This window comes from Flavobacterium sp. (assembly GCF_046073885.1).
Lineage (GTDB): Bacteria > Bacteroidota > Bacteroidia > Flavobacteriales > Flavobacteriaceae > Flavobacterium.
This window is the reverse complement of record NZ_JBJTND010000027.1, coordinates 13,626-40,400: the sequence shown is the minus strand read 5'-3', so window position 1 is coordinate 40,400 and position 26,775 is coordinate 13,626. Positions and strand designations below refer to the sequence as shown.

29 protein-coding genes are annotated in these 26,775 nt (G+C 35.0%); 12 read left to right on the top strand and 17 right to left on the bottom strand.

Annotation, left to right across the window (positions count from 1 at the left end; translation table 11 throughout):
• Positions 1-11 precede the first annotated feature (11 nt).
• From ACKOWY_RS04195 to ACKOWY_RS04180, 4 genes are all read right to left on the bottom strand, one after another.
• Positions 12-341, bottom strand: coding sequence for a DUF6787 family protein (locus ACKOWY_RS04195; RefSeq protein WP_408940189.1), 330 nt, complete (start codon positions 339-341; stop codon positions 12-14).
• A gap of 113 nt (positions 342-454) precedes the next feature.
• Complete coding sequence (locus ACKOWY_RS04190) at positions 455-1,405, bottom strand: D-2-hydroxyacid dehydrogenase (RefSeq protein WP_408940188.1); 951 nt, start codon at positions 1,403-1,405, stop codon at positions 455-457.
• A gap of 52 nt (positions 1,406-1,457) precedes the next feature.
• Entirely contained in the window at positions 1,458-2,528 is a 1,071-nt protein-coding gene (gene serC / locus ACKOWY_RS04185) for a 3-phosphoserine/phosphohydroxythreonine transaminase (protein ID WP_408940187.1), read from the bottom strand.
• A gap of 142 nt (positions 2,529-2,670) precedes the next feature.
• Positions 2,671-3,732, bottom strand: coding sequence for an acyl-CoA reductase (locus ACKOWY_RS04180; RefSeq protein ID WP_408940186.1), 1,062 nt, complete (start codon positions 3,730-3,732; stop codon positions 2,671-2,673).
• A gap of 113 nt (positions 3,733-3,845) precedes the next feature.
• Here ACKOWY_RS04180 and ACKOWY_RS04175 point away from each other — a divergent pair, with 113 nt between their 5' ends.
• The 5 genes from ACKOWY_RS04175 to ACKOWY_RS04155 all read left to right on the top strand — a co-directional run bounded on the left by ACKOWY_RS04175 (position 3,846) and on the right by ACKOWY_RS04155 (position 12,005).
• Positions 3,846-4,196, top strand: coding sequence for a 4Fe-4S dicluster domain-containing protein (locus ACKOWY_RS04175; protein WP_353085307.1), 351 nt, complete (start codon positions 3,846-3,848; stop codon positions 4,194-4,196).
• A 134-nt stretch (positions 4,197-4,330) separates the two neighbouring features.
• A complete protein-coding gene (ychF, locus tag ACKOWY_RS04170) occupies positions 4,331-5,425 on the top strand; it encodes a redox-regulated ATPase YchF (protein ID WP_408940185.1) in 1,095 nt (364 codons plus the stop codon).
• A 242-nt stretch (positions 5,426-5,667) separates the two neighbouring features.
• The gene (locus ACKOWY_RS04165) at positions 5,668-7,527 is read left to right on the top strand and encodes a DNA topoisomerase IV subunit B (protein WP_408940184.1); all 1,860 of its coding nucleotides are present in this window, start codon (positions 5,668-5,670) and stop codon (positions 7,525-7,527) included.
• A gap of 38 nt (positions 7,528-7,565) precedes the next feature.
• The gene (locus ACKOWY_RS04160) at positions 7,566-10,268 is read left to right on the top strand and encodes a DNA gyrase/topoisomerase IV subunit A (RefSeq protein ID WP_408940183.1); all 2,703 of its coding nucleotides are present in this window, start codon (positions 7,566-7,568) and stop codon (positions 10,266-10,268) included.
• Between the two features lie 63 nt (positions 10,269-10,331).
• On the top strand, positions 10,332-12,005 hold the full coding sequence (locus ACKOWY_RS04155; RefSeq protein ID WP_408940182.1) for a formate--tetrahydrofolate ligase: 1,674 nt from the start codon (positions 10,332-10,334) through the stop codon (positions 12,003-12,005).
• A gap of 137 nt (positions 12,006-12,142) precedes the next feature.
• Here ACKOWY_RS04155 and ACKOWY_RS04150 read toward each other — a convergent pair whose 3' ends face one another.
• From ACKOWY_RS04150 to ACKOWY_RS04125, 6 genes are read right to left on the bottom strand one after another with little or no spacing between them, the layout of a single operon-like run.
• The gene (locus ACKOWY_RS04150; protein WP_408940181.1) at positions 12,143-13,003 is read right to left on the bottom strand and encodes a TerC family protein; all 861 of its coding nucleotides are present in this window, start codon (positions 13,001-13,003) and stop codon (positions 12,143-12,145) included.
• Positions 13,004-13,005: 2 nt separating this feature from the next.
• Entirely contained in the window at positions 13,006-13,392 is a 387-nt protein-coding gene (locus ACKOWY_RS04145) for a DNA topoisomerase IV (protein WP_408940180.1), read from the bottom strand.
• Position 13,393: 1 nt separating this feature from the next.
• A complete protein-coding gene (locus ACKOWY_RS04140) occupies positions 13,394-13,618 on the bottom strand; it encodes a DUF6095 family protein (protein WP_408940179.1) in 225 nt (74 codons plus the stop codon).
• Positions 13,619-13,627: 9 nt separating this feature from the next.
• Complete coding sequence (murQ, locus tag ACKOWY_RS04135; protein WP_408940178.1) at positions 13,628-14,443, bottom strand: N-acetylmuramic acid 6-phosphate etherase; 816 nt, start codon at positions 14,441-14,443, stop codon at positions 13,628-13,630.
• A 52-nt stretch (positions 14,444-14,495) separates the two neighbouring features.
• Positions 14,496-15,164, bottom strand: a complete 669-nt coding sequence (locus ACKOWY_RS04130) for a ZIP family metal transporter (RefSeq protein ID WP_408940177.1) — start codon at positions 15,162-15,164, stop codon at positions 14,496-14,498.
• A gap of 48 nt (positions 15,165-15,212) precedes the next feature.
• Positions 15,213-15,974, bottom strand: coding sequence for a class I SAM-dependent methyltransferase (locus tag ACKOWY_RS04125; RefSeq protein WP_408940176.1), 762 nt, complete (start codon positions 15,972-15,974; stop codon positions 15,213-15,215).
• Between the two features lie 109 nt (positions 15,975-16,083).
• Here ACKOWY_RS04125 and ACKOWY_RS04120 point away from each other — a divergent pair, with 109 nt between their 5' ends.
• Both ACKOWY_RS04120 and ACKOWY_RS04115 read left to right on the top strand, forming a co-directional pair.
• Entirely contained in the window at positions 16,084-17,247 is a 1,164-nt protein-coding gene (locus ACKOWY_RS04120; RefSeq protein ID WP_408940175.1) for a class I SAM-dependent RNA methyltransferase, read from the top strand.
• A gap of 14 nt (positions 17,248-17,261) precedes the next feature.
• Positions 17,262-17,495, top strand: coding sequence for a hypothetical protein (locus ACKOWY_RS04115; RefSeq protein WP_408940174.1), 234 nt, complete (start codon positions 17,262-17,264; stop codon positions 17,493-17,495).
• Between the two features lie 16 nt (positions 17,496-17,511).
• On the opposite strand, the gene ACKOWY_RS04110 is transcribed toward ACKOWY_RS04115, so the two are convergent.
• From ACKOWY_RS04110 to ACKOWY_RS04095, 4 genes are read right to left on the bottom strand one after another with little or no spacing between them, the layout of a single operon-like run.
• Positions 17,512-17,982 (bottom strand): hypothetical protein, encoded by a 471-nt coding sequence (locus ACKOWY_RS04110; protein WP_408940173.1) that lies wholly within the window; start codon positions 17,980-17,982, stop codon positions 17,512-17,514.
• 51 nt (positions 17,983-18,033) lie between these two features.
• Positions 18,034-19,155, bottom strand: a complete 1,122-nt coding sequence (locus ACKOWY_RS04105; protein WP_408940172.1) for a cysteine desulfurase family protein — start codon at positions 19,153-19,155, stop codon at positions 18,034-18,036.
• Positions 19,156-19,719 carry a Smr/MutS family protein gene (locus tag ACKOWY_RS04100; protein ID WP_408940171.1) on the bottom strand — a complete coding sequence of 188 codons (564 nt, stop codon included), beginning with the start codon at positions 19,717-19,719 and terminating at the stop codon, positions 19,156-19,158.
• Positions 19,700-19,882 (bottom strand): hypothetical protein, encoded by a 183-nt coding sequence (locus ACKOWY_RS04095; protein ID WP_408940170.1) that lies wholly within the window; start codon positions 19,880-19,882, stop codon positions 19,700-19,702. The genes ACKOWY_RS04100 and ACKOWY_RS04095 overlap by 20 nt, the downstream gene beginning before the upstream one ends.
• A 92-nt stretch (positions 19,883-19,974) precedes the next feature.
• On the opposite strand from ACKOWY_RS04095, the gene ACKOWY_RS04090 reads away from it, so the two are divergent.
• Together ACKOWY_RS04090 and ACKOWY_RS04085 are read left to right on the top strand one after the other, a co-directional pair.
• Entirely contained in the window at positions 19,975-20,256 is a 282-nt protein-coding gene (locus ACKOWY_RS04090; protein ID WP_408940169.1) for a DUF2752 domain-containing protein, read from the top strand.
• A 17-nt stretch (positions 20,257-20,273) separates the two neighbouring features.
• The gene (locus ACKOWY_RS04085) at positions 20,274-20,612 is read left to right on the top strand and encodes a CCC motif membrane protein (RefSeq protein ID WP_408940168.1); all 339 of its coding nucleotides are present in this window, start codon (positions 20,274-20,276) and stop codon (positions 20,610-20,612) included.
• A gap of 54 nt (positions 20,613-20,666) precedes the next feature.
• Here the strand turns inward: ACKOWY_RS04085 and rocD are convergent, their stop codons facing one another.
• The 3 genes from rocD to ACKOWY_RS04070 form a co-directional block, all read right to left on the bottom strand.
• On the bottom strand, positions 20,667-21,947 hold the full coding sequence (gene rocD / locus ACKOWY_RS04080) for an ornithine--oxo-acid transaminase (RefSeq protein WP_408940167.1): 1,281 nt from the start codon (positions 21,945-21,947) through the stop codon (positions 20,667-20,669).
• Positions 21,948-22,111: 164 nt separating this feature from the next.
• Positions 22,112-23,368, bottom strand: coding sequence for an NRAMP family divalent metal transporter (locus ACKOWY_RS04075; protein ID WP_408940166.1), 1,257 nt, complete (start codon positions 23,366-23,368; stop codon positions 22,112-22,114).
• Between the two features lie 24 nt (positions 23,369-23,392).
• On the bottom strand, positions 23,393-23,941 hold the full coding sequence (locus ACKOWY_RS04070; protein ID WP_408940165.1) for a DUF1697 domain-containing protein: 549 nt from the start codon (positions 23,939-23,941) through the stop codon (positions 23,393-23,395).
• 117 nt (positions 23,942-24,058) lie between these two features.
• Here ACKOWY_RS04070 and rlmD point away from each other — a divergent pair, with 117 nt between their 5' ends.
• Genes rlmD through ACKOWY_RS04055 form a run of 3 tightly spaced genes read left to right on the top strand, consistent with a single transcriptional unit; the run spans position 24,059 to position 26,762 of the window.
• Positions 24,059-25,474, top strand: coding sequence for a 23S rRNA (uracil(1939)-C(5))-methyltransferase RlmD (gene rlmD, locus ACKOWY_RS04065; protein ID WP_408940215.1), 1,416 nt, complete (start codon positions 24,059-24,061; stop codon positions 25,472-25,474).
• Positions 25,475-25,513: 39 nt separating this feature from the next.
• Positions 25,514-26,041: a DUF6452 family protein gene (locus ACKOWY_RS04060; RefSeq protein ID WP_408940164.1), complete on the top strand. Its 528-nt coding sequence runs from the start codon at positions 25,514-25,516 to the stop codon at positions 26,039-26,041.
• Positions 26,013-26,762, top strand: a complete 750-nt coding sequence (locus ACKOWY_RS04055) for a DUF6048 family protein (protein ID WP_408940163.1) — start codon at positions 26,013-26,015, stop codon at positions 26,760-26,762. Before ACKOWY_RS04060 ends, ACKOWY_RS04055 begins: the two co-directional genes overlap by 29 nt.
• The last annotated feature ends 13 nt before the right edge of the window (positions 26,763-26,775 follow it).

The window sequence follows — 26,775 nt, the reverse complement described above, 5'->3', positions numbered from 1 at the left end:
ATTAAAAGGAGCTATTTAGTTCCTTTTTTATTTTCAAATAATTGGATGATAAATCCTAATTTCAATGCACGAAGTAGTTTCTTTTCAAAATTCCAAAAGAATTGAAATTGTCCAAAAAGAAATCCAAAGGATACAAGTAGGATTTGATATATTGGAAAAATAATTACAAAATAAAGTAGTATATATAGAACTATGTGATGCGTTTCTTTTGAAATTCCGAGCCAATGTAAAATAGGTTTGGATAACATTGCAGCAGTCGATCCGGTAATTGCAAACACTAAAATAATGGCTACAATTTGCCAATTACTTTTAAGATTCCAACGCTGTTTTAGATTTCCCATTTGATTTAATAGACTACAAAATTACTTAATTATTATTCGGTCTAGTAAATTAGAGCCATAAAAAAAATCCAAATTGTAAAATTTGGATTTTTTTGTAATTGATTTAGAAACTATTATTTCAAGATTCCTATTATTTGCTCCGCTAATTCTGTTCCTATTCGGTCTTGCGCTTCAAGCGTAGCGGCACCAATATGTGGAGTTAACGAAATTTTAGGATGCATTAAAATTTTGATTTCTGGAGTAGGTTCGTTTTCGAAAACATCCAAACCTGCAAATAATACTTTGTTATTGTCTAATGCTTCAATTAGGGCTACTTCATTTATTACACCACCACGAGCACAATTTACAATTCCCACATTGTCTTTCATTAGAGCCAATTCGGCAGTATCAATAACATATCCATCTTGCGCTGGAACATGAAGAGTGATAAAATCAGAATTCTTAAATAAGGTTTCAAGTGGTTCTGTGACAATGTCAATTGTAATGGATTGGCCATTGAAAAAATCAACTTTAATTTCAGCTTTGCTAACAAATTTATCCGAAGCAATAACTTTCATTCCAAGTCCGAGCGCCATTTTAGCCACAGCTTGACCAATTCTTTCAAAACCAATAATTCCGATTGTTTTACCACGCAATTCAATTCCGTTGGCATAGGCTTTTTTCAGTCCTTCAAAATCAGAATCGCCTTCAAGTGGCATATTTCTATTAGAATCATGTAAAAAACGAACGCCACTAAATAAATGTGCAAAAACCAATTCAGCTACACTTTCAGATGAAGATGCTGGTGTGTTAATCACATGCTTTCCATTGGCACGAGCATATTCAACATCAATATTATCCATACCAACACCACCACGACCAATAACTTTTAGGCCAGGACATGCATCAATAATGTCTTTTCTAACTTTGGTTGCACTTCTTACTAACAATACGGTTACATCATTATTATTAATAAAATTGGCAACTTGTTCTTGCGCAACTTTAGTGGTGATTACTTCAAAACCTCCTTTTTCTAAAGCGGTAATTCCACTTTTTGAAATTCCGTCGTTTGCTAATACTTTCATATTTATAGTGATTGTGAGGTTCGAATCAATCGTACCTCAATTATTATATTTGTTATATTGCTTTTTCTAATGCTTGCATTACATCTACCAACACTTGAACGCTTTCCAAAGGCAAGGCATTGTACATCGAAGCGCGATATCCTCCAACAGATCGGTGTCCTGGCAACCCAGAAATTCCAGCTTCTTTCCACATTTTGTCAAAAATAGGAGCGTGGCTTTCATCATTTAATAAGAAAGTAGCATTCATGCTACTTCTATCTTCTACGGCAGCAGCACCTTTAAATAATGGATTTCTGTCGATTTCTGCATAAAGTAAAGCTGCTTTGGCCTCGTTTATTTTTTCAATTGCAGCAATTCCGCCTAAGTTTTTCAACCATTGAAGCGTTAACAAGGAAGCATAAACTGGAAAAACAGGCGGCGTATTGTACATGCTTTCCGCTTTAATATGTTTTTCGTAATCCAACATACTCGGAATGTATCTTCCCGATTTACCTAATATTTCTTCTTTAACAACTACTAATGTAGCTCCTGCAGGTCCCATATTTTTTTGAGCTCCCGCATAAATCAAATCAAATTTTGAAAAATCTAAAGTTCTAGAAAAAATATCCGAACTCATATCGCAAACCACAGGAACATTCGTTTCTGGAAACGATTTCATTTCTGTTCCAAAAATAGTATTGTTGCTGGTGCAGTGAAAATAAGAAGCCTCCGTTGGGATGGCATATCCTTTCGGAATGTGGTTGTAGTTTTCTTCTTTTGAAGAAGCTACAATTACCGTTTCACCAAAATGTTTAGCTTCTTTAATTGCATTGTTTGCCCATGTTCCGGTGTCTAAATAGGCTGCTTTGCCCTCCGTTTTCATTAAATTATAAGGAACCATTAAAAATTCCAAACTAGCACCACCTGCCAAAAATAACGCTTGGTATCCTTTTCCTTCTAATCCCAATAATTCTAAAACTAAGGCTCTTGCCTCATCCATAACCGCAACAAAATCTTTGCTTCGATGTGAAATTTCTAAAATTGATAAATCCGAATTATTGAAGTTTAAAATAGCTTGTGCCGATTTTTCGAATACTTCTTGTGGTAAAATGCAAGGTCCTGCGCTGTAGTTGTGTTTTTTCATGGTAGTAGTTCCAAATTTTAAAAGTGCAAATTTCGGAAATACCATTTGGAATTGTAGTTATAATTTATCAAAAATCAGGGTATGTTATTAACGAAATCGTAATAGTTTATAACATATTTTATCAATAATGTAATGGGTAAATTTAAGAAAGATGCAATAAAAATTCTAAGGTATTTACATTGTCAGCATAGTCCCATAGTTTTGGTTTTTGGGTTTCCCCAAATGGGATGCTGTTTTCAAAATAATCCTTGCAAACGATACACTGAATTTGATCAGCATCGGCTTCCAGTCGATTTTTTAGGACTTGAATATCATCATAATATTCATAAAACAAAGAAGAAATAGGAGAGGAGTAGCTCGTATCTTCTTTTATGGTTAGGAATTCGTTATCCAATAATTTGAAATTACTCATTAAAAAAACCGCCTTATTGTAATCATAATTATTAGCGTATTTTTCATAATAAATCACCTCTTTTTGCTTGTATATGGCTTGAAAAAAGGCATCAAAATTATAGTCTTTTGGTACAAATAATTTAGATACATTTCGGCAGCCCAATCCAAAATATCTAAAGATGTCTTCTCCTAAATTTTCCAAATCTTCAATGGTTTCATTTCCCGTTAATACGGCTACGGAATTTCGGTTTTTTCGAATGATACTTGGTTTGTCTTTGAAGTAATATTCAAAATAGCGTGCGGTATTATTGCTTCCGGTAGCAATTACGGCATCAAAATTTTCTAATTTTTCTTCAGTGAACGTAATGTAGTTTTTGATTTCAGGATTAATAGAAATTAAATAATTTGCTAAAAAAGGCAATAACTTTTGATCGTTTGAGGAGGTTTTTACTAAAACTTTATGCCCCGAAATTACCACCGATAAAAAATCATGAAACCCTACCAAAGGAATATTTCCAGCCAAAATTAACCCAACCGTTTTTGGTTTTAAATTACTAAAATCATATCCGGATAACCACTCGTCTAGATGCTCTTCGGTTAAGGCTTCTGCCCAAGATTGTATAGCAAAAAAGACTTGTTCTGGAGTAAACCAGCCGTTATGCGATTGCGATAATTCAATCAAATTTAAAAATGAATCATAATACAAATCGTTATTTTTTACGGCAGCGTTTTTAGTAGAATTATCTAATGAAAATTGACTTAAAAACTCACCTAAAGCAATAAAACACTTTTTTTTATCGATTTGTAACATTTGCGACTTGTATATGAATGGTTTTGATTGTAATTTTGCACAAAATTAAACAAATCATTTAGTAAAATAGATTTTTAAATCTAATATCTAAATTTTAATATCAAAATAGAAAAATGGCGATTATAATTACAGACGAATGTATTAATTGTGGAGCTTGCGAGCCAGAATGTCCGAATACTGCTATTTATGAAGGAGCTGATGATTGGCGATATAAAGACGGAACCAAATTAAAAGGAAAAGTGATTTTGCCTGATGGAACTGAAATTGATGCCGATGCCGCTCAAACTCCAATTTCTGATGATATCTATTATATTGTTCCAGGTAAATGTACCGAATGTAAAGGGTTTCACGAAGAGCCTCAATGTGCTGCAGTTTGTCCAGTGGATTGTTGTGTACCCGATGATAATCATGTGGAAAGCGAAGAAACCTTATTAAATCGTCAATCGTTTTTACATAACGAATAAGTATAAATTCAATTTAATCCCGGAGCTGACTTCGGGATTTTTTTTGCACTCCTATTATAATAGAATGTGTTTCAAAAACTTTTAAACTTTCAATTAATAGAAGTATATTTGCACACTTTTAAAACAAATTCATAATGAAAGCAGGAATTGTAGGCTTACCTAATGTAGGAAAATCAACTTTATTTAATTGTTTATCAAATGCAAAAGCGCAAAGTGCAAACTTTCCTTTTTGTACTATTGAACCAAATATTGGTGTAGTAAATGTACCCGATCCAAGAATTGTCCGTTTGGAAGAATTAGTGAAACCAGAACGTGTTCAAATGGCAACTGTAGATATCGTAGATATTGCAGGTTTGGTAAAAGGAGCAAGTAAAGGAGAAGGCCTTGGAAATCAATTCTTAGGAAACATTAGAGAGTGTAATGCCATTATTCATGTTTTACGTTGTTTTGATAACGATAATATTGTGCATGTTGACGGAAATGTAAATCCGGTGCGTGATAAAGAAACAATCGACATCGAATTGCAATTAAAAGACCTTGAAACAGTTGAAAAACGATTGGAAAAAGTCAATCGTGCAGCCAAAACGGGAAACAAAGAAGCGCAAGTTGAAAAAGCATTGTTAGATCGAATTCGTGAAGCATTATTACAAGCAAAATCGGCTAGAACTGTGGTGCCTCAAAATAATGATGAGGAAGAATTAATGAAAGATTTTCAGTTAATTACAAATAAACCAGTACTTTATGTTTGTAATGTAGATGAAGCAGCTGCAGTAAATGGAAATAAATATGTAGATCAAGTTCGTGAATTAGTAAAAGACGAGCAAGCAGAAGTGATTGTGCTTTCTGTGGGAGCTGAAGCAGATATTACCGAGTTAGAAAGCTATGAAGAGCGTCAAGTTTTTCTTGAAGATATGGGTCTTTCTGAGCCAGGATCGGCGGTATTAATTCGTGCAGCTTATAAATTATTAAAATTACAAACCTATTTCACTGCAGGGGTAAAAGAAGTTCGTGCTTGGACGATTAACATCGGTGATACCGCTCCAAAAGCGGCCGGAGTGATTCACACCGACTTCGAAAAAGGATTCATCCGCGCAGAAGTTATTGCCTACGAAGATTTCTCAAATTATGGCTCTGAGGCTAAGGTTAAAGAAGCCGGAAAATTGCGTGTTGAAGGAAAAGAATACATCGTGAAAGATGGTGATGTAATGCATTTCCGTTTTAACGTTTAGTCATTGCGAGGAACAAAGCAAACACATAAAATAAATCAAAAACCGCAAAAGAAATTTTGCGGTTTTTTTATGTTTTATTTCTTCAAATTTCTCCCTTCTAGCTTCAAAAATTGTCAAAAACATTCTTAATAACTTCTCAAAATCTACTTTTAAATAGCATCGAAATTGACTAAATTAGCACACCCGAGCTTACTAAACAATATTAGCTAAGCGAAACGAAGTTAAATTCGATTTATTTAAAAATGGCAGAACAAGATCAATATACCGAAGACAATATACGCTCACTCGATTGGAAAGAACACATTCGAATGCGTCCCGGAATGTACATTGGGAAGCTAGGTGATGGTTCTTCTCCTGATGACGGAATTTATATTCTTTTAAAAGAGGTAATCGATAACTGTATCGATGAGTTTGTGATGGGAGCGGGTAAAGTAATTGAAGTTACGATTAAAGATAAATTAGTAACCGTTCGTGATTATGGTCGTGGAATTCCGTTAGGGAAAGTGGTAGATGTAGTTTCCAGAATGAATACCGGAGGTAAATACGATTCGAAAGCCTTCAAAAAATCAGTTGGGTTAAATGGAGTTGGTACCAAAGCGGTTAATGCTTTATCGAACTATTTCCGTGTTGAATCGGTAAGAGATAACCAACAAAAAGCAGCCGAATTCTCTGAAGGTAATTTAGTTCAAGAAGAGGAAATTGTAGAGTCTACCAAAAGAAAAGGAACCAAAGTGGCTTTCATAGCCGATGAGGTTATTTTCAAAAAATACAAATACCGTAATGAGTATGTCGTTAAAATGCTCAAAAATTATTGTTATCTAAATCGTGGATTAACAATATATTATAACGGAGAAAAATATGTTTCAGAATATGGATTGAAAGATTTATTGGAAGAAACAATCACTGAAGAAGACATGCAATACCCAATCATTCACTTGGAAGGGGATGATATTGAAATTGCATTAACGCACAGTAAATCACAATATTCAGAGGAGTATCATTCGTTTGTAAACGGACAAAACACCACTCAAGGAGGAACGCACTTAAATGCCTTTCGTGAGGCAGTGGTGAAAACCATTCGTGAATATTACAATAAAGGTTTTGAGGCATCCGATATCAGAAAGTCGATTGTTTCTGCGGTTTCCATTAAAGTAGAAGAGCCGGTATTTGAATCGCAAACCAAAACCAAATTAGGATCGAATGATGTAGGACCGGATGGACCAACTGTTCGTACTTTCATTCATGATTTTATCACCACCAAATTAGATAACTTCTTACATAAAAATCCGGAGACGGCCGATTTGCTTTTACGTAAAATTTTGCAAGCAGAACGCGAAAGAAAAGAACTTTCTGGAATTCGAAAATTAGCAAAAGATCGTGCTAAAAAGTCGAGCTTGCACAACAAGAAATTGCGTGACTGCCGAGTGCATTTAACGGATGCTAAAAACCCAAGAAGTTTAGAAAGTACGCTATTCATTACCGAGGGGGATTCGGCTTCGGGTTCGATTACCAAAAGTAGGGATGTGAATACGCAAGCGGTTTTTAGTTTGCGTGGGAAGCCTTTGAATTCGTATGGAATGACCAAGAAAATTGTATACGAGAACGAAGAGTTTAATTTGCTTCAAGCGGCATTAGATATTGAAGAAAGCATTGAAGATTTGCGTTACAACAACATTGTAATCGCTACCGATGCCGATGTAGACGGGATGCACATTCGCTTGTTGTTGATTACCTTTTTCTTGCAATTTTTCCCTGAAATGATCAAAGAAGGGCATTTGTATATTTTGCAAACCCCTTTATTTAGAGTTCGAAATAAAAAAGAAACCATCTATTGCTACAGCGAAGAAGAGCGTGTAAATGCTATTGAAAAACTAAAACCAAAACCAGAAATCACGCGATTTAAAGGTTTGGGAGAGATATCTCCTGATGAGTTCAAGAATTTCATTGGCGAGAGCATCCGTTTGGATCCGGTGATGTTAGATAAAGCAACATCTATCGAGACTTTATTGGAATTCTATATGGGTAAAAATACACCAGATAGACAAAACTTTATCATTAATAATTTGAAGGTAGAATTAGATAAAGCAGAGGAATTAGCCTAGATAAAAGATACTTTAAAATACTGAAATAGTCAGCATAAATGAAAGACGAAGAAGATAATATTGAGGATATTAACGACGAGTTGGAAGATTCGACTCAAGATGAAAGTCTTGACGAAGGATTTGACGACATCGTTTCAACTGGAAATCATTTTTATGAAAATGATGAAAATCCTGAAGACACCATTACCAAAGTTACAGGAATGTACAAGGATTGGTTTTTGGATTATGCCTCATATGTAATTTTAGAGCGTGCCGTTCCTGCTATTGAAGACGGATTCAAACCGGTTCAACGTCGTATTATGCACTCGCTTAAAGAGTTGGATGACGGGCGTTACAATAAAGTTGCCAATGTTGTAGGGCATACCATGCAATACCATCCACATGGAGATGCGAGTATTGGAGATGCCATGGTGCAAATTGGTCAGAAAGAATTATTGATCGATTGTCAAGGAAACTGGGGAAATATTTTAACTGGTGATAGTGCAGCTGCTTCGCGATATATAGAAGCGCGTTTGTCAAAATTTGCTTTAGAAGTTTTGTATTCTCCAAAAATTACCGATTGGGGAGTTTCGTATGATGGGCGTCGTGCAGAGCCAAATAATTTACCGGTAAAATTCCCTTTACTATTAGCGCAAGGTGCCGAAGGAATTGCCGTTGGACTTTCTACCAAAGTGTTGCCACATAACTTTAATGAGTTAATTGACGCTTCAATTAAAGTATTAAAAGGCAGATCATTTACCTTATATCCCGACTTTCAAACTGCCGGAATCGCCGATGTTTCCAATTATAATGACGGAATGCGTGGTGGTCGTGTGCGGGTGCGTGCCAAAATAGCGCAGCTAGATAAACAAACTTTGGTGATTACTCAGATTCCGTTTTCAACCAATACTTCCTCATTAATTGATAGTATTTTGAAAGCTAATGAAAAGGGTAAAATCAAAATCAAAAAAATTGAAGACAATACTGCGGCAGAATTTGAAATTCTGATTCATTTATTCCCAGGGGTTTCTCCAGATAAAACCATTGATGCCTTGTATGCATTTACGGCATGCGAAACTTCTGTGGCGCCACTAGGCTGCGTAATTCAAGATAATAAACCGCTATTTATTGGTGTTTCCGATATGTTGAAAATTTCTACTAATAGAACAGTAGATTTACTCCGACAAGAATTGGAAATCCAATTGGAAGAGCTTAAAAATAAATGGCATTTTTCTACATTGGAGAAAATATTCATTCGCGAAGAGATGTATATTGATTTCAAATTGTATGCCGACAGAGAATCGCTTTATGAGTACATGTACAAACGATTTGAGCCTTTTGCCAAATCATTTGTTCGATCAATTACTGATGAAGATTTGCAAAAACTGACTCAAATTCCGATGATTCGTATTACGCGTTTCGACTCAGATAAGGCAGATGATTTTATTGCTAAGTTGGAAGACGAAATGAAAGAAGTGCAACATCATTTAGATAACCTAATTGATTTTGCAATTGATTATTTTACCAAATTAAAAGAAAAATACGGTAAAGGAAGAGAGCGTCAAACCGAGTTGCGAAGCTTTGAAAATATTGAAGCAACCAAAGTGGTTTTAAGAAACACCAAACTCTATGTAAACAAAGAGGAAGGCTTCTTCGGTACGGGTTTGAAAAAAGACGAATACGTTGCCGATTGCTCGGATATTGATGATGTGATTGTTTTCTTGCGTGATGGAAAAATGATGATCTCTAAAGTAGACGATAAAAAGTTTGTGGGTAAAGACATCATTCATATTGCGGTATTTGATAAAAACGACAAGCGTACCATTTATAACATGATTTATCGTGATGGTAAAAATGGTTCCACCTTTATAAAACGTTTCAATGTTTCGGGGGTTACGCGTGATAAATTCTATGATTTAACCCAAGAAACAGCTGGTTCGCAAGTGTTGTATTTCTCTGCTAATCCAAATGGGGAAGCTGAGGTAGTGACCATTTTATTGCGCCAAGTAGGAAGTGTGAAAAAACTGAAATGGGATGTCGATTTTACGGATATCGCTATTAAAGGTCGTGCGTCTCGAGGAAATACGGTTACTAAATATCCGATTAAGAAAATCGAATTAAAAGAAAAAGGGATTTCGACTTTACGTCCAAGAAAAATTTGGTTTGATGACACGGTTCAGCGTTTGAATGTGGACGGTAGAGGCGAATTATTAGGTGAATTCAGACCTAATGACCGCTTGTTGATTATCAATCAATCGGGTAAATTAAAAACAATTATTCCGGAGTTGACCACGCATTTTGATGAGGACTTGATTGTATTAGAAAAATGGAATCCGAAGAAACCAATTTCTACCATTTATTATGACGGAGAAAAAGAACGTTATTTTGTAAAACGCTTCTTAGTTGAAAATGAAAACAAAGAAGAGCTTTTCATTACCGAACACGAAAAATCCCAATTAGAAATTGTTTCTACCGATTGGAGACCCGTTGCTGAGCTTGTTTTTGCTAAAGTAAAAGGAAATCAAAAAGAGAATCAAACGATTGATTTAGAACAGTTTATTGCTGTAAAAGGAATAAAAGCGCTTGGAAATCAATTGACTACTGATAAATTGAAACAAGTTAATTTATTGGAATCACTTCCATATGAAGAGCCTGTTGAAGAAGAGCCTGAAGAGATTGAAACTTCTGGAGAAGATTCTATTACGGAAGATATTAAAACCGAATTAGATGATGACGGCCAAATAACATTAAGTTTAGAATAATAAAATCTGCAAGGAACACCCTTGCAGATTTTCTTTTATATCCTACCTCAAAATTAATATAAAATGTCAAATTTCCCATCCGATATTGAAATAGCGCAATGCGCAACTTTACAGCACATTCGTGCCATTGCAGAAAAAATAAACATTACTGAAGACGATTTAGAATATTACGGAAAGTATAAGGCCAAATTGCCTTTAGAACTTCAAGTTGAAAATCCAAAAGGGAAATTAATTTTGGTTTCGGCACTTTCACCAACTAAATATGGTGAAGGTAAAACCACCATGTCAATTGGTTTGACAGATGGTTTAAATTACATTGGAAAAAAAGCAATTGCCGCATTGCGCGAGCCTTCGTTAGGACCTGTTTTTGGATTGAAAGGGGGAGCTGCCGGTGGTGGTTATGCTCAAGTGGTTCCTATGGAAGATATTAATTTGCATTTTACGGGTGATTTTTCGGCTATTGAAAAAGCCAATAATTTATTGTCGGCGGTTATTGATAATAACTTACAAAATCCTAAATATTCGTTGAATTTAGATCCGAAATCTATTGCGTGGAAGCGTGTAATGGATATGAACGATCGTTCCTTGCGTCAAATCATTATTGGAGTTGGGGCTAAAGCCAACGGAACGATGCGTGAAGATGGTTTTAATATCACTCCTGCTTCTGAGGTGATGGCAATTTTATGTCTTTCTAAAGATATGGAAGATTTAAAATTACGATTGGGAGCTATTTTTGTGGGAAAAACCATTGAAGGAAAAGCAATTTTTGCACGCGATTTGAATGTGGTTGGTGCCATGGCTGTATTACTAAAAGATGCCTTGAAGCCTAATTTAGTGCAAACTCTAGAAGGGAATCCGGCTATTTTGCACGGAGGTCCTTTTGCAAGTATTGCTCAAGGAACCAATACCGCAATAGCAACCAAAATGGGACTTTCTCTTGGGGATTACGTAGTTACCGAGGCAGGTTTTGGAGCTGATTTGGGTGCGGAGAAGTTTTTACATATTAAATGTGGTCAATCGGGGTTGAAGCCGGATGCGGCGGTTTTAGTAGCTACAATTCGAGCGATTAAACACCATGCGGGTTTGAGTGCCGATGAGTTTAAAACTGAAAATGTTCCGGCTATTGCTAAAGGATTTTGCAACCTTGAAAAGCATATTGAAAACATGCAAAAATTTGGATTGAATCCAGTGGTTTGTATCAATGCATTTCCAGATGATACCGAAGCCGAATATGAAGCATTGAAAGCGTTATGTTTGACAAAAGGGGTAACTGCTATTGTGAGTACCGCATTTTCTCAAGGTGGAAAAGGATCGGCGGAGTTGGCAACACAAGTAATTGCTGAAATAGAAAGTGGTAAAGCCAATTTTGAACCTTTGTATCAAAAGGAAGATTCAATAGAGCATAAAATAATAACAGTTGCAAAAGAGATTTATGGTGCTTCGGGGGTGGAGTTTTCGCCTAAATCAAAAACGCAATTGAAGATGATTAACGAATTGGGATTTGGGGATTTTTCGGTTTGTATGGCTAAAACACCAGCTAGTTTTTCGGATAATGAGAAATTAATTGGTCGCCCAACCGATTTTTCAATTACTGTTCGAGAATTTGAAATTGCGAGTGGTGCCCGTTTCATCGTGCCTTTACTTGGTGATGTGATGCGTATGCCTGGTTTGCCGGCGGTTCCTAATGCTGAGCGTATTGATATTGATGCAGACGGTAAAATTATTGGGTTGTCTTAAATTTTTATATAGAAACAATAGGTTAATTTACTAGCCCCGATAGTAATGAAAACAAAAATGTCCCGATTGTTTCGGGACATTTTTTGTTGTAATGTATAGCGGGAATTGCCATTGGTAATGAGCCCAATGATTCGCTGCTAATTATTAATATTGGTATCTTTTAGATTTTCATCTTTGATTTCGTTGTTGTGTAGCTTAACCGGTTTGCTGTTTTTGCGCACTTTGATGTTGAGGAATTCCACAAACAAAGAGAAGAAAATGGCAAAATACAAATAGCCTTTTGGGATACTTGAAACTTCTATATCGTTGCCAAAACGGAAGTGGGCCAAGTGCGACCCTTCGGCAAGCAACATCACTCCAATAAGGATTAAAAAGGATAAACCTAGAATTTGAATAGTAGGGTGGTCATTTACAAATTTTGATACCGGGCCAGCGAAAATCATCATAATCCCAATTGAAATTACCACTGCTAGAATCATGATTTCTATGGCGCCTGCAGGTCCAAAACCACCTTCGGCTGGGCTTTTCATGCTTATCATTCCGATAGCTGTTAAAATACTATCAAATGAAAATACAATGTTTAATAAAGCAATCTGAAGAATCGCTGCCGACAAGCTGTTGCTGGCTTTTCCGCTTGTGCCTTCTTCTTCGCCTTCCATTTTGTGATGAATTTCGGAAACCGATTTATATAAAAGGAATAAGCCTCCGCCAAAAATTATTAAGCTTTGACCGGTTACATGGGCTTCAAAAAAATCAAAATTGATATGAAATAAAGTTTCTTGTAAGCTTAATACCCAAGTGATTCCGAATAACAAAATAATTCGGAAAATCATTGCTAAAATTAAACCGATTCTGCGTGCTTTGGGTTGTTCTTTTTCTGGAAGTTTGCCTGAAACGATGGATAAAAAAACAATATTATCTATGCCTAAAATGATTTCTAGGAAGGTAAGAGTAAGTAATGCTACCCAAGCATTTGGGTTGGAAATTAATTCGATCATAATTAATTAATTTTTGTTACAGTTCCGATTTGTTTTTTGTTTTCTCCAACAAACGAATATTCGAAAGTGTAGGTTTTATCTTTGGTAGAAATAATTCGCATGCTGATGGCTTTTTTTTCTGCGCTATTTCTTGGTTTTAGTTTTTGTAGGATAAATTCGTAGTCGTTTACCCATCGTACCGAAGCAGTGTCTGTTCTTTCGTGATAGGTTTCGATTTGAAGGTTTTCCGTTCTTGTAAACGTAGTAATTTCTTTTCTGCCATTTACAACTTGTTCAAATACAAATTTTCCTGTTTTAAAATCTTTAGGGTTGCATTCTACTTGTTTTTGGCATGATAAAAATGCAAAAGGAATAAGAAAACACTTGAGTTTGATAATTGAAATGGTCATATTATTTATCATTAAATAAGGCATCGGTCATTGTTTTTAATCCTTTGAATGCAAGAAATACCGAGGTAATGCAAATGGCACAACCAATGGCTAAAACCAAATAATGCCAATTTGTATGTTTGTTCATAAATGCATTATAAATCACACTCGGCCCAAGAAACATAAGCGGTAAGGCGCCAAAAAGGTATTTAACTCCTTTTGCTAGTAACTCATTATTTGTTGCCATATAATTGTATTAAATTGAATTATAACTGTCTACTGCTTTTCTTACACTCCCAAATTCTTGTAACAATTCGCTTGCTTTTTCATAGCTAACAGGAATCTCACTCATAATCATTTTTACTCCGCGATCAACTAGTTTATCATTACTTAGTTGCATATCTACCATTTTGTTTCCTTTCACTTTTCCGAGTTGGATCATGGTGGCAGTAGAAATCATATTCAAAACTAATTTTTGAGCGGTACCTGCTTTCATTCGGGAACTTCCGGTTACAAACTCCGGTCCAACAACCACTACAATAGGTAGGTTTGCTAACAGTGCCAACGGACTTCCTTCATTACAGGTGATGCATCCGGTAAGAATGTTGTTTTCATTGCATTTGGTTAATCCACCAAGGACATAAGGAGTAGTACCAGAAGCCGCTATACCAATAACAACGTCATTAACTCCAATATTTTGCTCTTGTAAATCAATCCACGCTTGGGTGGTATTGTCTTCGGCATTTTCAACGGCACGACGAATGGCAGTGTCGCCACCAGCAATTATTCCATTTACCAAATCAAAAGGCACTCCAAAAGTAGGGGGACATTCTGAGGCATCTACAATTCCAAGTCTGCCCGAAGTTCCAGCGCCAATGTAGAAGATGCGTCCGCCCAATTTCATTTTCTCCACAATTTTTGTGACTAAAGCTTCAATTTGTGGTAACGCTTTTTCAACGGCTAAGGGAACCGTTTTATCTTCGTTATTGATGTTATGCAACAATTCGGAAACCGACATTTTTTCTAAATGTTCGTATTTGGAGGATTGTTCGGTGGTTTTAGTAAAATTCATTTTTTAAGTCTAAGATTCGGTGGTACTAAGATAACTAGTTTTTGGTTATTAATTAAACAAAACAAGCCAATACAATTCCGAGTACAATCATTGATATTTTGGCAATATTAAATTTGTGCCCTTCGCTGCTTTCAAAAATAATCGTGGATGAAATATGGAATAAAATTCCAATTACCACTGCTGTTAGTTCGGTGTAATAATCATTTAATACCGGTAAAGTATCTGAAATTAATGTTCCCATAGGCGTCATCACTGCAAACGATAACATAAACAAAAACAAAGCGGTTCTATTAAGTTCGGCCTGAATAAAAAAGGTAGTTAAGATAATAGCAATTGGCAGGTGGTGTATAGCAATTCCAATGGCAAGATTGTGATGGTGCCCAACAGGAAAACCTTCCAATAAAGCATGAATACACAAACTAATAAATAGGAGCCAAGGCATTTGAGTTAGTTTATCATGTCCGTGAACATGACCGTGTTCGGCTCCTTTAGAGAAAAATTCAAGAATGATTTGAAACAAAATCCCAACCATAATAAAAATACCCACTTTTACATTTCCGCTTTCATAAACATCGGGTAATAAATGCATCACCGTTAGCGAAAGCAAAAATGAACCACTAAATGCCAAGAGCAGTTTCAAATTCTTTTTTGCTTGTGGTTTTAACCAAATAGCAATAGAGAATCCAAGTAAAACAGATAATAAAGGTAAAATATAATTCATATTTTTTATAGTCTTTATTCTAAAGTCATCCTGAGCTTGTCGAAGGACTTATTTAAAAATCATTATTAATCGTTCGCTGTCTTTTTTATGGTATTTTTTTAATTTATAATCTCCAAAAGTATCCAATAAATAAATTCCGGCTTGCTCCATCATTTGTTTGAAATCATCAAGAGTCAATGCTCGAACCTTTTCGGTATAATGAAAATCTTGGCCTTTATCAGTAAAATTAATTTCCTTAATGATATAACCGTCTAATAAATAGCGCTTTAAATGAAAGTCTATTCCGTCAACCGATTTGGTTTCTTCGGCAACTAATTGATCTAATACATACGGTACATTCATAAAATCAATCACCGCAAACCCATATTCGGAAAGGTTTTCTTTGATTGAAACCAGTGTTTTTAGGTTGTCTTCATCATTTTCGAAATAACCAAAACTCGTAAACAAATTAAAAACTGCATCAAATTGCTTTTTGATTGGCTCGCGCATGTCGTGAACCTTGAAATTCAAAGTATCATTTGCATTTTTGTTCGCTATTTCAATGCTGTTTTCTGACAAATCAACTCCTAAAACTTTGAATCCCAATTGGTTTAAATAAATCGAATGACGCCCTTTGCCACAGGCTAAATCCAATACTTTGGCGTGTTCTGGTAGGTTGAGATAATGCGTTAAATTATCCATGAAAATTTGTGCTTCACGGTAATTTCGGTCTTTGTAAAGTATGTGGTAATACGGCGTATCAAACCAAGAGGCAAACCAAGACGATTCTGGATTGCTGATTTGAGCTTGCTGATTTGTGATTTTTGACATTAATTCTTGTACATAAAATTCGTAACGCACAAATTTAGTGTATTTTTGCAGAAATTGTCTCAAGTTTGCAATTCATATTGCATTAGACATTGAATTTTGATAGTGAAAAATGGAAAATTTTAAAATGGTAGCCAAAACCTTTTTTGGTTTTGAAGAAATATTAGCAAAAGAGTTGCAACAATTAGGAGCCCAAGAAGTAGAAATTGGAACCCGAATGGTGAGTTTTAAAGGGGATAAAGGGTTTATGTACAAGGCAAATCTTTCTTTGCGTACTGCCTTGAAAATTTTGAAACCGATATATTATTTCCGAGCTAAATCGGATGCTTTGTTGTATAAAGGAATTCAGGGGATTGATTGGAGTAAGTTTATGAATGCCAATCAAACTTTTGTGGTGGACACAACCATTCATTCCGAGCATTTTAAGCATTCACAATTTGTTTCTCAAAAAGCAAAGGATGCGATTGTAGATCAATTTAGAGAAAAAACAGGGCAACGACCAAGTATCGATAAAGATTTTCCAGACCTTCGAATTAACATCCATATCGATCGCGATCAAGTTTCGGTTGCTTTGGACACTTCCGGAGCCTCTTTGCATCATCGTGGGTATAGAACGGCCACCAATATTGCGCCAATAAACGAAGTGTTGGCTGCGGGAATGTTGTTATTGGCAGGTTGGGAAGGGAAAACCGATTTTCTTGACCCAATGTGCGGTTCAGGAACTATTTTAGTTGAAGCCGCTATGATTGCTTGTAATATTCCGGCTAACATCAACCGAAAAGAATTTGCTTTCGAAAAATGGAACGATTGGGATAATGACCTTTTTGATCAAATTATTGATGCCTTGATGAAGCGCACGCGCGAATTTCATTATTCGATAAAAGGCTATGATAAAGCACCAAGTGCTGTAGAAAAGGCCAAAGCCAATGTTATTAATGCCAATTTAGACGATTATATTACTGTAGAACTAAAGAACTTTTTTGACACCGAAAAAGCAACCGAAGGGCCGCTACAAATGGTTTTTAATCCGCCTTATGGAGAACGATTGGATATCGATTTAGAGCGTTTTTACAGAGAAATGGGTGATACCATGAAGCAACATTATCCAGGTACGCATGCTTGGTTTATAACGGCTAATTTGGAAGCGTTGAAATTTGTAGGATTGAAACCATCCCGAAAAATTAAATTATTTAACGGAAGTTTGGAGGCTCGTTTGGTTAAATACGAAATGTATGAAGGCAGTAAAAGAGCTAAATTTCAGGTAGATAGAACTTAAATTATTGAATTATTATGTCAAAAAGAACAAAATCATTCGTTTACAATCTTATCGGATTTGCCTTAGTTTTCATTCCGATGCAAGCTTTGCTTATTCGTTTTTCAAATCTTTCTGGAATATGGATTCCGATGACAGCTTTTGTAATTGGAACTATATTAGCACCTAAATTTCAGGCTGTTCGAACCAAAGACGGGGATAAGCTATTTATGAAATGGCTTTTCGTTAAAGGTGTAAAGGAGATTAAGTAATAATTAATCGAATTAATTATTCCAATATTTTATAAAAAATTCTACTATCAATTTTGATATTAATTTTATTGTCACCCGTTGGCTTGTTGAGCTCAAAATTTGCTGATTGAGGTGATGATTTTATTTTTTTGGATATTAATTTTTCACTGTCAATAGCCCATGAATCTGATAGAGTTGTAGTTAAGCTTCTTTCAATTTTGTTGCCAACTAATTCTGTTATTGCATGTGGATAAAATATTATTTTATCATTTTTTATTTTAAAATTTCCTGAAATTTTTACAATTCTATTTAAACCATTATATCCTGTTGGTTCAAATTCAAATTTATTATTAGATAGAAACCGATAAATATCGTGATAATTGGAGCTAATTTCACTGGTTTCTGCTTGCCAAACACCAATTATTTCATCATTATTATTTTTATTAGATGTTTGACAAATTGAGTTTATTGAAAATAATAAAATCAATAAAATTGCTATTTTTTTCATAACATTATTTGTGTTTAGTTATTAGTAGATAAGTAATAAATAACTAATTAATTAAATTCCTTTCAATCCATCAATTAAAGCATCAATATCTTCTTTAGTATTGTAATGACTAAAAGAGATGCGTAAACTCGGTTTTTTCAAATCTTCTTCGGCTAGAATCTCTGCTAATACGTGGGATGGTTTAACGCTTCCGCTTTGGCAAGCACTTCCGCGAGAAACGGCAATGCCTTTCATGTCTAAATTAAACAATATCATCGCTGTTTTTTCTTCCGAAAAGGGCAGTAAAACATTTAAAATATTGTAAAAAGTTACTTCTCCATTAATTTTGATTTCTGGAAAATGAGTTTGAAGCTCCGTAATACAATAGTTTTTTAATTCTGTGATGTAATTTCTCTCCGATTCTAAGTTTGTGGAAGCAAGTTCTAAAGCCTTAGCCATTCCGGCTACTTGATGCACCGCTTCGGTTCCTGCTCGTAATCCTTTTTCTTGTTCGCCTCCAAACAATAAGGGTTGAAGCACAATTCCCTTTTTTACATAAGCAAAACCAATCCCTTTTGGACCATGAAATTTATGCGCACTGGCTACAATAAAATCAACTGGAATATCTTGAAGATTATATTCGGTTTTACCAACCGCTTGCACGGTATCGCAATGGAAAAGCGCATGATGTTGGTGGCAAATTCTACCTATTTTTTCAATATCTAAAACGGTTCCAATTTCATTATTCACTTGCATCAAACTCACCAATGTATTCGGGCTTTTAGATAGTAAGTCTACTAAATGGGTAGCATCTACCGCCCCCGAAGGTAATATTTTCACATAGTCTACCTCAATACCGTACTGCTGCTGTAGGTTTTTTACAGTGTATAGCGTTGCATGATGCTCGATTTTACTGGTAATGATTCGTTGTATTTTTAAATCTTTAACAGCGCTGGTTAGAATCCAGTTGGAAGCCTCGGTTGCATTGGCAGTAAAAATAAGCTCTTGCGCAGCACAACCTAAAATTTTCGCAATAGATTTTCGGGATGACTCCAAGATGTTTTTAGCGCTTCTTCCAAAGCTGTGGGTAGAGGAGGGGTTGCCAAAATCATTTTGCAATACTTGAGTCATTTCGGCAATTACTTCATGACGAAGTGGAGTAGTTGCTGCGTTATCGAGATATATTTTTTTCATTTAGTTTTTGTTCTGTTTGAAATAAACTTCGGTGGCGCCCATTCCATATTTTTGATAATTGGCATCTTGAAAGGTAATTCCTTCTGTTCGATTGAGCATAAAATCGAGTTCTGCTTTTAATACTCCCTCTCCAACTCCGTGTATAAAAACGATCTTCGGAATGCGATTTCGAATCGCAAAATCAAGGTGTCTTTTGGCGGTTTCAGTTTGGAGATTTAGGATGTCAAAATTACTCATTCCTCTGAAATTTTTTACTAATTTTTCAATGTGTAAATCAAATTCTGGAATGCCACGTTCTACTTTATCTGTTTTAAAAGTTGGAATATTTTGCTTTTTTCTCGGCTGAATATCACTGCTTTTATGAACTAAAGTTTCACTTTTTATGATTTTATTTAAATTATTGGTATTGTTTATTTTAACTAATTCATTGACAAAATAAGTCAACACAAAATCATCGCTTGTTTTTATTGTGATTTCATTGTTTTTCACCGCAACAACTATTCCGTCGATTGCCTCATCAAGTACCGAAACACTATCGCCAATATCAAATTTCTTCGTGGTCATCTTCTGAATCTTTTGGAGGGATTTTGGCAGATAATTTTATCATACCATACATGAAAATCAGTAAAGCAATACAAGTAATAAAAATATTTGGTTCGGGAGTGTTTTGCTCATAGAATGCTACAAAAATTGCAGCAACCATAATTAGGAAAAATAACTTCTTCATCGGAATCGTTTTAAGTATCAAAAATAGAAAACTAAAATTAGAATGCCGACTTTTAAATAAATATTTGTAAAATTGTGCTTATTATTTTTGCGATGGAACACTACATGTTGCCTTGTTTGTTTAAGAAGTATTTTGGTATCGATTGTATCGGTTGCGGATTTCAACGTGCTTTAAATTTGATTTTGCATGGAGAATTTACGCAAGCTTTTCAAATGTTTCCGGCAATATACACTTCGCTTTTATTTTTCTTATTTGGAGCGATTTACTTTATTTTTCCTACTTCAAAAAATTCTAAAATAGTACTATTTTTCGCTATTAGTAATGCAATTATCATGATTGCTTCGTATGTTTACAAAATGAAATTTCTTTTTTAATTTAAATACTATAACCCATGGAAAACCATAAATTACCTAACGCTACCGCTGTTCTTGTTCTGGGAATCTTGTCAATACTAACTTGTTGTTGCTATGGTATCTTCGGATTAATATTAGCAATCGTAGGATTGTATTTAACGCATAAAGATTTGATTCTTTACAATGGATCGCCAGAAAAATTCATGAATTTCAGTCAATTAAATACCGGTAAAATACTTTGTATAATTGGGGTGGTACTGAATGCTATTTCAATTTTGTATTTTATTTGGGTGATTAAAATGATAGGATTGGATGCTTTTCAAGATCCTGCGTTGCTGCAAGAGCGACTGCAACATTTGCAAGATATGGCTCGATAACAAATAAAAAAAAACCGTCTCACGAGACGGTTTTTTTATTATGATCAATTGAAATTAATTTTCAAATTGCTTTAAGGTTTTGATAATGATATCCACGCAATCAAATAATTGCTCTTCAGTCATTACTAAAGGTGGTGCAAATCGAATGATATTGCCGTGTGTAGGTTTGGCTAATAAACCGTTATCTCGCAAAGCCATGCAAATATTCCATGCTGTATCGCTTTCTTCGGTATCGTTAATTACAATGGCATTTAATAAGCCTTTTCCTCGAACTAGCGTTGCAATGTTCGATGTTTGGATGTATTCCCCAAGTTTTTCTCTAAACAACCTACCTAAAACACGTGCGTTTTGAGATAATTTTTCTTTTTTCACGACTTCCAGCGCGGCTATGGCTACAGCTCCTGCAATTGGATTTCCTCCAAATGTTGAGCCATGTTGCCCGGGCTTAATTACGTTCATTATAGGATCGTTAGCTAAAACTGCCGAAACCGGATAGGCGCCTCCTGAAAGGGCTTTTCCTAGAATTAAAATATCTGGAGCTACATAAGTGCTTTGTTTTTCGCACGAATTTTCGCAAGTACAATTCCCGCAAACGGCTAATATAGAACCTGTTCTTGCGATACCTGTTTGTACTTCATCGGCAATGAATAAAACATTATTGGCTCCACAAAGTGCTTTTGCTTTCGCTAAATAATCTGAAGCAGGTACGTATACTCCAGCTTCCCCTTGAATAGGTTCAACAAGGAAGCCTGCGATGTTTTTGCTTGATTGAAGTGCTTTTTCTAACGCTTCAATGTCATCGTAAGGTATTTTGATAAATCCGGCCGTATACGGTCCGAAATTTTTTCTGGCGTTATCATCATTTGAAAACGAGATAATAGTAGTTGTTCTTCCATGGAAATTGCCGTCGCAAACAATAATTTGGGCTTCATTTTCTGAGATTCCTTTTTTCTCATAAGCCCATTTTCTACACAATTTCAAAGCGGTTTCAACCGCTTCAGCGCCTGTATTCATGGGTAAAACTTTATCAAACCCAAAATAGTTGGTTACATATTCTTCATACACCCCTAATTTATCATTGTAAAAAGCACGAGAAGTTAGCGTAAGTGTTTGAGCTTGTTCAATCATGGCATTTACAATGTCTGGATGACAATGTCCTTGATTTACAGCAGAGTAAGCAGATAGGAAATCATAATACTTTTTTCCTTCCACATCCCATACAAATACTCCATTTCCTTTGCTTAAAACTACTGGAAGTGGGTGGTAGTTGTGTGCTCCATATTTATCTTCTAAAGCAATTGCTTCTGCAGAGCTGATTTTTTCTAAAACTGACATATTTTTTCTGTTAAACTGCAAATTCGCAGCTATTTCTTAAAAAGCCATTCCTTCTTAATTGGGAGAGAAATCATCCTAGGATAGCAAAAATAGAAAAATATATTGCGAAAATCGAAAAAATACTGACTAATTTTTGGTGATTTATTAATAATTTCAATGTTGATTTATTCCGTTATTTGAAGGTAAATCAAAGTAACTGCTGCGGCAGTCATGATTACTAATGAGGCGAATCCGAGAATGTTGGTTTTCTTGGAGTTTGTGAATTCACCCATTACTTTTTTGTTGTTTGAAATATGCAAAATAATAGCAATTAAAACGGGTGCAGTCAGTCCATAAAGTATTGCTGTGTAAATTAAAGCTTTAACAGGAGAGATTCCGATGTAATTAATTGAAAGCCCCAAAATTAAAGAGAAGGCCATCACAATGTAGAACGCTTTTGCTTCGTGAAATTTTTTATCTAATCCTTGTTCCCAGCCAAATGTTTCGGCGATGATGTACGATAACGATCCGCTTAATACCGGAATTGCTAATAAGCCCGTTCCAATAACCCCGATTGCAAAAAGAAGGTAAGCAAAGTTCCCTGCTAGAGGTTTTAAGGCTGCCGCAGCTTGTTCAACCGTATCGATTTGGTGTATTCCAGCTTTGTATAAAACGGTACCAGTAGTAAGAATGATGAAAAACATTACAACCCCTGAAAATGACATTCCAAAATCAACATCCTGTTGCATGTTGTGAATTATTTTTTTGTTTACCATCAGGTGTCTTTTTTTATGTTTCATTTCTTCTACTTCCATTGAAGCTTGCCAAAAAAATAAGTACGGCGAAATAGTTGTGCCTAAAATCCCAACCAAAACACTAATGAAGTCTTTATTTAAATGAATTGTTGGAATAAACGTATTTTCAGCAACATCCATCCAATTTTGTTTGAATAAAAAAGGAACTATTAAATAAACTAAGAGCACAATGCATAAATATTTTAGTATGGCAGCAATTCTTTGGTAGGGTAAATAAATAATTAAAATTAACAGCATTAAAGTGAAAAATACACTAAAATAAATAGCATCAATTTTAGGAAATAATAAATTGCCCACAGCTCCCATTCCTGCAATATCGGCTCCAATATTCATAACAATAGCTGGAAAACTAAACAAAAGCATAACATATAAAAGTGGTCTGGGATAATTGGATTTTAAAGCTCCGGTTAATCCTTGCGAAGTAACGAGTCCGATTTTGGCACACATTTGTTGGATGGAAGCCATTAATGGAAACGCAACAATAGAGGTCCATAAAGTAGATAATCCAAAAGCAGCGCCTGCTTGCGAATAGGTCGCTATTCCGGATGGATCATCGTCACTTGCCCCTGTAATTAAGCCGGGACCCAGAATTTTCCAAAATTTTAGAAGGGGATTTGTCTTTTTCAATTCCAATTGATTTAGAAAATAAATTTAATCATTTGTTTCAAATAATTCAAATAATTTATTGACGGTATTCCAGTTTCGAATGGTAGAAATTACATTCAGATTTTTCTCAATGTAATTGTTGTCTAATCTCGTTTTAGCTGGTGATATGTCGTATTTGATGTAAATTCTACTTTGGTCGATGTGAACTTGATCGGGTTTAATTTTGCTGATTTTTAAATCATGAATGCGTTCGTTTTTTAATTCCATGGAAACAAACGAAACATACAATTTTTTGGTATCCACATCTTTTTCTTTTAGAAACGGATTATTTATAAGGCAAACTTCCAAATCAACTTTGCCAATTACTACAACCGGAACATCATGCCCGAAGGTTTTATAAATTTCTTGCTTAATTAAAAATCCCACTTTGGTAGGGCTTTCTTCGGGAGTTGTTACAAAAACATTACCCGATTGAATGTAGGTGCTAACATTTAAAAAACCAATTTGTTCTAATGCCGTTTTCAAGGCATCCATTTTTATCATGTTATGCCCTGAAACATTGATGCCGCGAAGTAAGGCAAGGTGTGTGGTCATGGAAGTTATTTTTTCAAATATACCATTTTCAAGACGAATAAATTATCGCATTAAAAAGATTTCTTATTTTTTTGCTAAACCAATATGAAAAACAAAGCAATAGTTTATTTTTGCGCTATGGGAAAAAAGAAAACAGATAAAGTTATTTTTGAAAATGTTACCGTGCTTGATGCGGGTGCAAAAGGAGTTTCGGTTGCTAAAGCACCAGAAGGTCAAGTTATTTTTCTTCCAAATGTGGTACCTGGCGATGTGGTTGATGTGCAAACATTAAAAAAGCGTAAGTCGTATTTTGAAGGAAGAGCTATAAAATTCCATTCTTTTTCAGAACATCGAATTGAACCTGTTTGCCAACATTTTGGAGCCTGTGGTGGTTGCAAATGGCAAAACATGAATTACGAGCGACAGTTGTTTTATAAAAATCAAGAGGTTTATAATAATTTAAAACGAATTGCGAAGGTAGACTTGCCCGAATTTGAGCCTATTTTAGGTTCTGAAAAACAATTCTTTTATAGAAACAAAATGGAATTTGGTTTTTCTGACACGAGATGGTTAACGGAAACCGAAATACAATCGGAGGATTCCAATTTGAGTAAAAATCCTGCATTGGGATTTCATATTCCAAGAATGTGGGATAAGATTTTAAATATTGATGAATGTCATTTGCAGGAAGATCCCTCTAATGCCATTCGGAATTCCATTCGAGAATTTGCTGTTCAAAACGGAATGACTTTTTTTAATGCCAGAAACCACGAAGGATTATTAAGGACTTTAATGATTCGTACTGCTTCTACAGGTGAAATTATGGTATTAATTCAGTTTTTTGAAAACGATAAAGAAAAAAGAGAATTACTATTAGATCATATTCAAGAGAAATTTCCACAAATAACTTCCTTGCAGTATGTAATTAATAGTAAAGCTAACGATACATTATACGATCAAGATATCAAATTGTATAAAGGAAGAGATTATATTTTGGAAGAAATGGAAGGCTTGCATTTTAGCATTAATGCCAAATCATTTTACCAAACCAATTCCGACCAAGCTTATGAATTGTATAAAATTACCCGAGATTTTGCTGGTTTAACCGGTAACGAAGTTGTTTATGATTTATATACTGGAACGGGAACCATTGCGCAATTTGTTTCAATAAAAGCCAAAAAAGTAATTGGTGTAGAAGCAGTGCCTGAAGCCATTGCCGATGCAAAAGAAAATGCCAAACGAAACGAAATTTTCAATTGTGAGTTTTTTGTGGGAGATATGAAAAATGTTTTCAATGAGGAATTTATTGCCCAACATGGAAAGCCCGATGTAATTATTACAGATCCTCCGCGTGATGGAATGCATAAAGATGTGGTGGAGCAAATAATGAAAATTGAACCACAAAGAGTGGTTTATGTTAGCTGTAATTCGGCGACACAAGCTAGAGATCTTGCTTTGATGGATGAAAAATACAAGGTAATTCGAGTGCGACCGGTTGATATGTTTCCGCAAACGCATCATGTGGAAAATGTTGTACTTTTGGAACTGCGATAGTTATTGCAATCTGTATCAAGTAAAAAGGAACTAAAATTTATGAAAAAAATAATTCTATTACTGCTTATTTCATTGTCATTTTTTTCTTGTGAAAAGGATGATATTTGTGATGCATCGACTGCTACCACTCCAAGATTGGTAATTGAGTTTTATGATAATTCAGTCGCAACACCAACATTAAAAAGTGTAACGAATTTAAAAGCGGTGGCTTCGGGAATGCAAGAGGGAGTAGTTTTTAATAATTCTTTGCCTGTTACAAATCCGTTACGTTATTTAACCAACAGTAACAAAATCTATTTACCTTTAAATCCATCGGGTACCACAACAACCTATTCGCTAAAATATGATTTTGGTGGTGCTTCCGAAAATGAAGATATTGTAACTTACAATTATGCTACCCAAGCAGTATATGTTTCTAGAGCTTGTGGCTATAAATACCTATTTAATCTTACCAATACAAATACCAATATTCTAACGGTAGATAGTAATAATTGGATTAAAAATATAATGATTGCAAAACCTAATCTAGAATCTGAAAATGAAGTACATATTAAAATGTTTTTTTAGTTTATTCTTGGTTTTGTGTTCGTTTTTTGCATCAGCACAAAAAGCTACGGTAAAAGACTCAACGTTAACGAAGAAAGATAGTGTGAAGCCTAAAACCGAGCGTTATGGCTTGCGAGTGGGGGTTGATTTGTCTAAATTAACTCGATCATTTTATGAGAAAGATTATAAAGGATTGGAATTGGTTGGAGATTTTAAATTTACTCGCAAACATTATTTGGCTGCCGAAATTGGAAACGAAAATAAAACGGTTGCCGACGATCAATTAAATTTTACAACTAACGGCACCTATTTAAAAGTAGGATTTGATTACAATTCTTATGAAAATTGGATTGGAATGAATAACATGATCTATGTGGGTATGCGTTATGGTGTAAGTGCTTTTAGTCAAACCTTAAACAGTTATTCTGTTTATTATGCGAATACTTATTTTCCAAAACCAATAATTGAATCGGGACAAAAATTTGATGGATTATCGGCTCAATGGCTTGAAGTAGTTGCAGGAGTTAAGGCAGAAATGTTTCAAAATTTATACGTTGGATTTAGCGTTCGTTTAAACCATTTGATAACCAATAAAACCCCTGACAATTTTGATAATTTGTACATTCCGGGTTTTAATAGAACCTATGGCGGAAACTTTGGTGCCGGATTTAATTACACCGTTTCTTATTTTTTGCCATTGTATAAAAAAACACTTAAAAACAAGGAGAATAAAACTAAATAATATTCTTCAGAGG

What these genes read in the sequence shown, in the direction of transcription:
- ACKOWY_RS04195 (WP_408940189.1), bottom strand. Translation starts at nt 341, where the DNA reads ATGGGAAATCTAAAACAGCGTTGGAATCTTAAAAGTAATTGGCAAATT.
- ACKOWY_RS04190 (WP_408940188.1), bottom strand. Translation starts at nt 1,405, where the DNA reads ATGAAAGTATTAGCAAACGACGGAATTTCAAAAAGTGGAATTACCGCT.
- serC (WP_408940187.1), bottom strand. Translation starts at nt 2,528, where the DNA reads ATGAAAAAACACAACTACAGCGCAGGACCTTGCATTTTACCACAAGAA.
- ACKOWY_RS04180 (WP_408940186.1), bottom strand. Translation starts at nt 3,732, where the DNA reads ATGTTACAAATCGATAAAAAAAAGTGTTTTATTGCTTTAGGTGAGTTT.
- ACKOWY_RS04175 (WP_353085307.1), top strand. Translation starts at nt 3,846, where the DNA reads ATGGCGATTATAATTACAGACGAATGTATTAATTGTGGAGCTTGCGAG.
- ychF (WP_408940185.1), top strand. Translation starts at nt 4,331, where the DNA reads ATGAAAGCAGGAATTGTAGGCTTACCTAATGTAGGAAAATCAACTTTA.
- ACKOWY_RS04165 (WP_408940184.1), top strand. Translation starts at nt 5,668, where the DNA reads ATGGCAGAACAAGATCAATATACCGAAGACAATATACGCTCACTCGAT.
- ACKOWY_RS04160 (WP_408940183.1), top strand. Translation starts at nt 7,566, where the DNA reads ATGAAAGACGAAGAAGATAATATTGAGGATATTAACGACGAGTTGGAA.
- ACKOWY_RS04155 (WP_408940182.1), top strand. Translation starts at nt 10,332, where the DNA reads ATGTCAAATTTCCCATCCGATATTGAAATAGCGCAATGCGCAACTTTA.
- ACKOWY_RS04150 (WP_408940181.1), bottom strand. Translation starts at nt 13,003, where the DNA reads ATGATCGAATTAATTTCCAACCCAAATGCTTGGGTAGCATTACTTACT.
- ACKOWY_RS04145 (WP_408940180.1), bottom strand. Translation starts at nt 13,392, where the DNA reads ATGACCATTTCAATTATCAAACTCAAGTGTTTTCTTATTCCTTTTGCA.
- ACKOWY_RS04140 (WP_408940179.1), bottom strand. Translation starts at nt 13,618, where the DNA reads ATGGCAACAAATAATGAGTTACTAGCAAAAGGAGTTAAATACCTTTTT.
- murQ (WP_408940178.1), bottom strand. Translation starts at nt 14,443, where the DNA reads ATGAATTTTACTAAAACCACCGAACAATCCTCCAAATACGAACATTTA.
- ACKOWY_RS04130 (WP_408940177.1), bottom strand. Translation starts at nt 15,164, where the DNA reads ATGAATTATATTTTACCTTTATTATCTGTTTTACTTGGATTCTCTATT.
- ACKOWY_RS04125 (WP_408940176.1), bottom strand. Translation starts at nt 15,974, where the DNA reads ATGTCAAAAATCACAAATCAGCAAGCTCAAATCAGCAATCCAGAATCG.
- ACKOWY_RS04120 (WP_408940175.1), top strand. Translation starts at nt 16,084, where the DNA reads ATGGAAAATTTTAAAATGGTAGCCAAAACCTTTTTTGGTTTTGAAGAA.
- ACKOWY_RS04115 (WP_408940174.1), top strand. Translation starts at nt 17,262, where the DNA reads ATGTCAAAAAGAACAAAATCATTCGTTTACAATCTTATCGGATTTGCC.
- ACKOWY_RS04110 (WP_408940173.1), bottom strand. Translation starts at nt 17,982, where the DNA reads ATGAAAAAAATAGCAATTTTATTGATTTTATTATTTTCAATAAACTCA.
- ACKOWY_RS04105 (WP_408940172.1), bottom strand. Translation starts at nt 19,155, where the DNA reads ATGAAAAAAATATATCTCGATAACGCAGCAACTACTCCACTTCGTCAT.
- ACKOWY_RS04100 (WP_408940171.1), bottom strand. Translation starts at nt 19,719, where the DNA reads ATGACCACGAAGAAATTTGATATTGGCGATAGTGTTTCGGTACTTGAT.
- ACKOWY_RS04095 (WP_408940170.1), bottom strand. Translation starts at nt 19,882, where the DNA reads ATGAAGAAGTTATTTTTCCTAATTATGGTTGCTGCAATTTTTGTAGCA.
- ACKOWY_RS04090 (WP_408940169.1), top strand. Translation starts at nt 19,975, where the DNA reads ATGGAACACTACATGTTGCCTTGTTTGTTTAAGAAGTATTTTGGTATC.
- ACKOWY_RS04085 (WP_408940168.1), top strand. Translation starts at nt 20,274, where the DNA reads ATGGAAAACCATAAATTACCTAACGCTACCGCTGTTCTTGTTCTGGGA.
- rocD (WP_408940167.1), bottom strand. Translation starts at nt 21,947, where the DNA reads ATGTCAGTTTTAGAAAAAATCAGCTCTGCAGAAGCAATTGCTTTAGAA.
- ACKOWY_RS04070 (WP_408940165.1), bottom strand. Translation starts at nt 23,941, where the DNA reads ATGACCACACACCTTGCCTTACTTCGCGGCATCAATGTTTCAGGGCAT.
- rlmD (WP_408940215.1), top strand. Translation starts at nt 24,059, where the DNA reads ATGGGAAAAAAGAAAACAGATAAAGTTATTTTTGAAAATGTTACCGTG.
- ACKOWY_RS04060 (WP_408940164.1), top strand. Translation starts at nt 25,514, where the DNA reads ATGAAAAAAATAATTCTATTACTGCTTATTTCATTGTCATTTTTTTCT.
- ACKOWY_RS04055 (WP_408940163.1), top strand. Translation starts at nt 26,013, where the DNA reads ATGAAGTACATATTAAAATGTTTTTTTAGTTTATTCTTGGTTTTGTGT.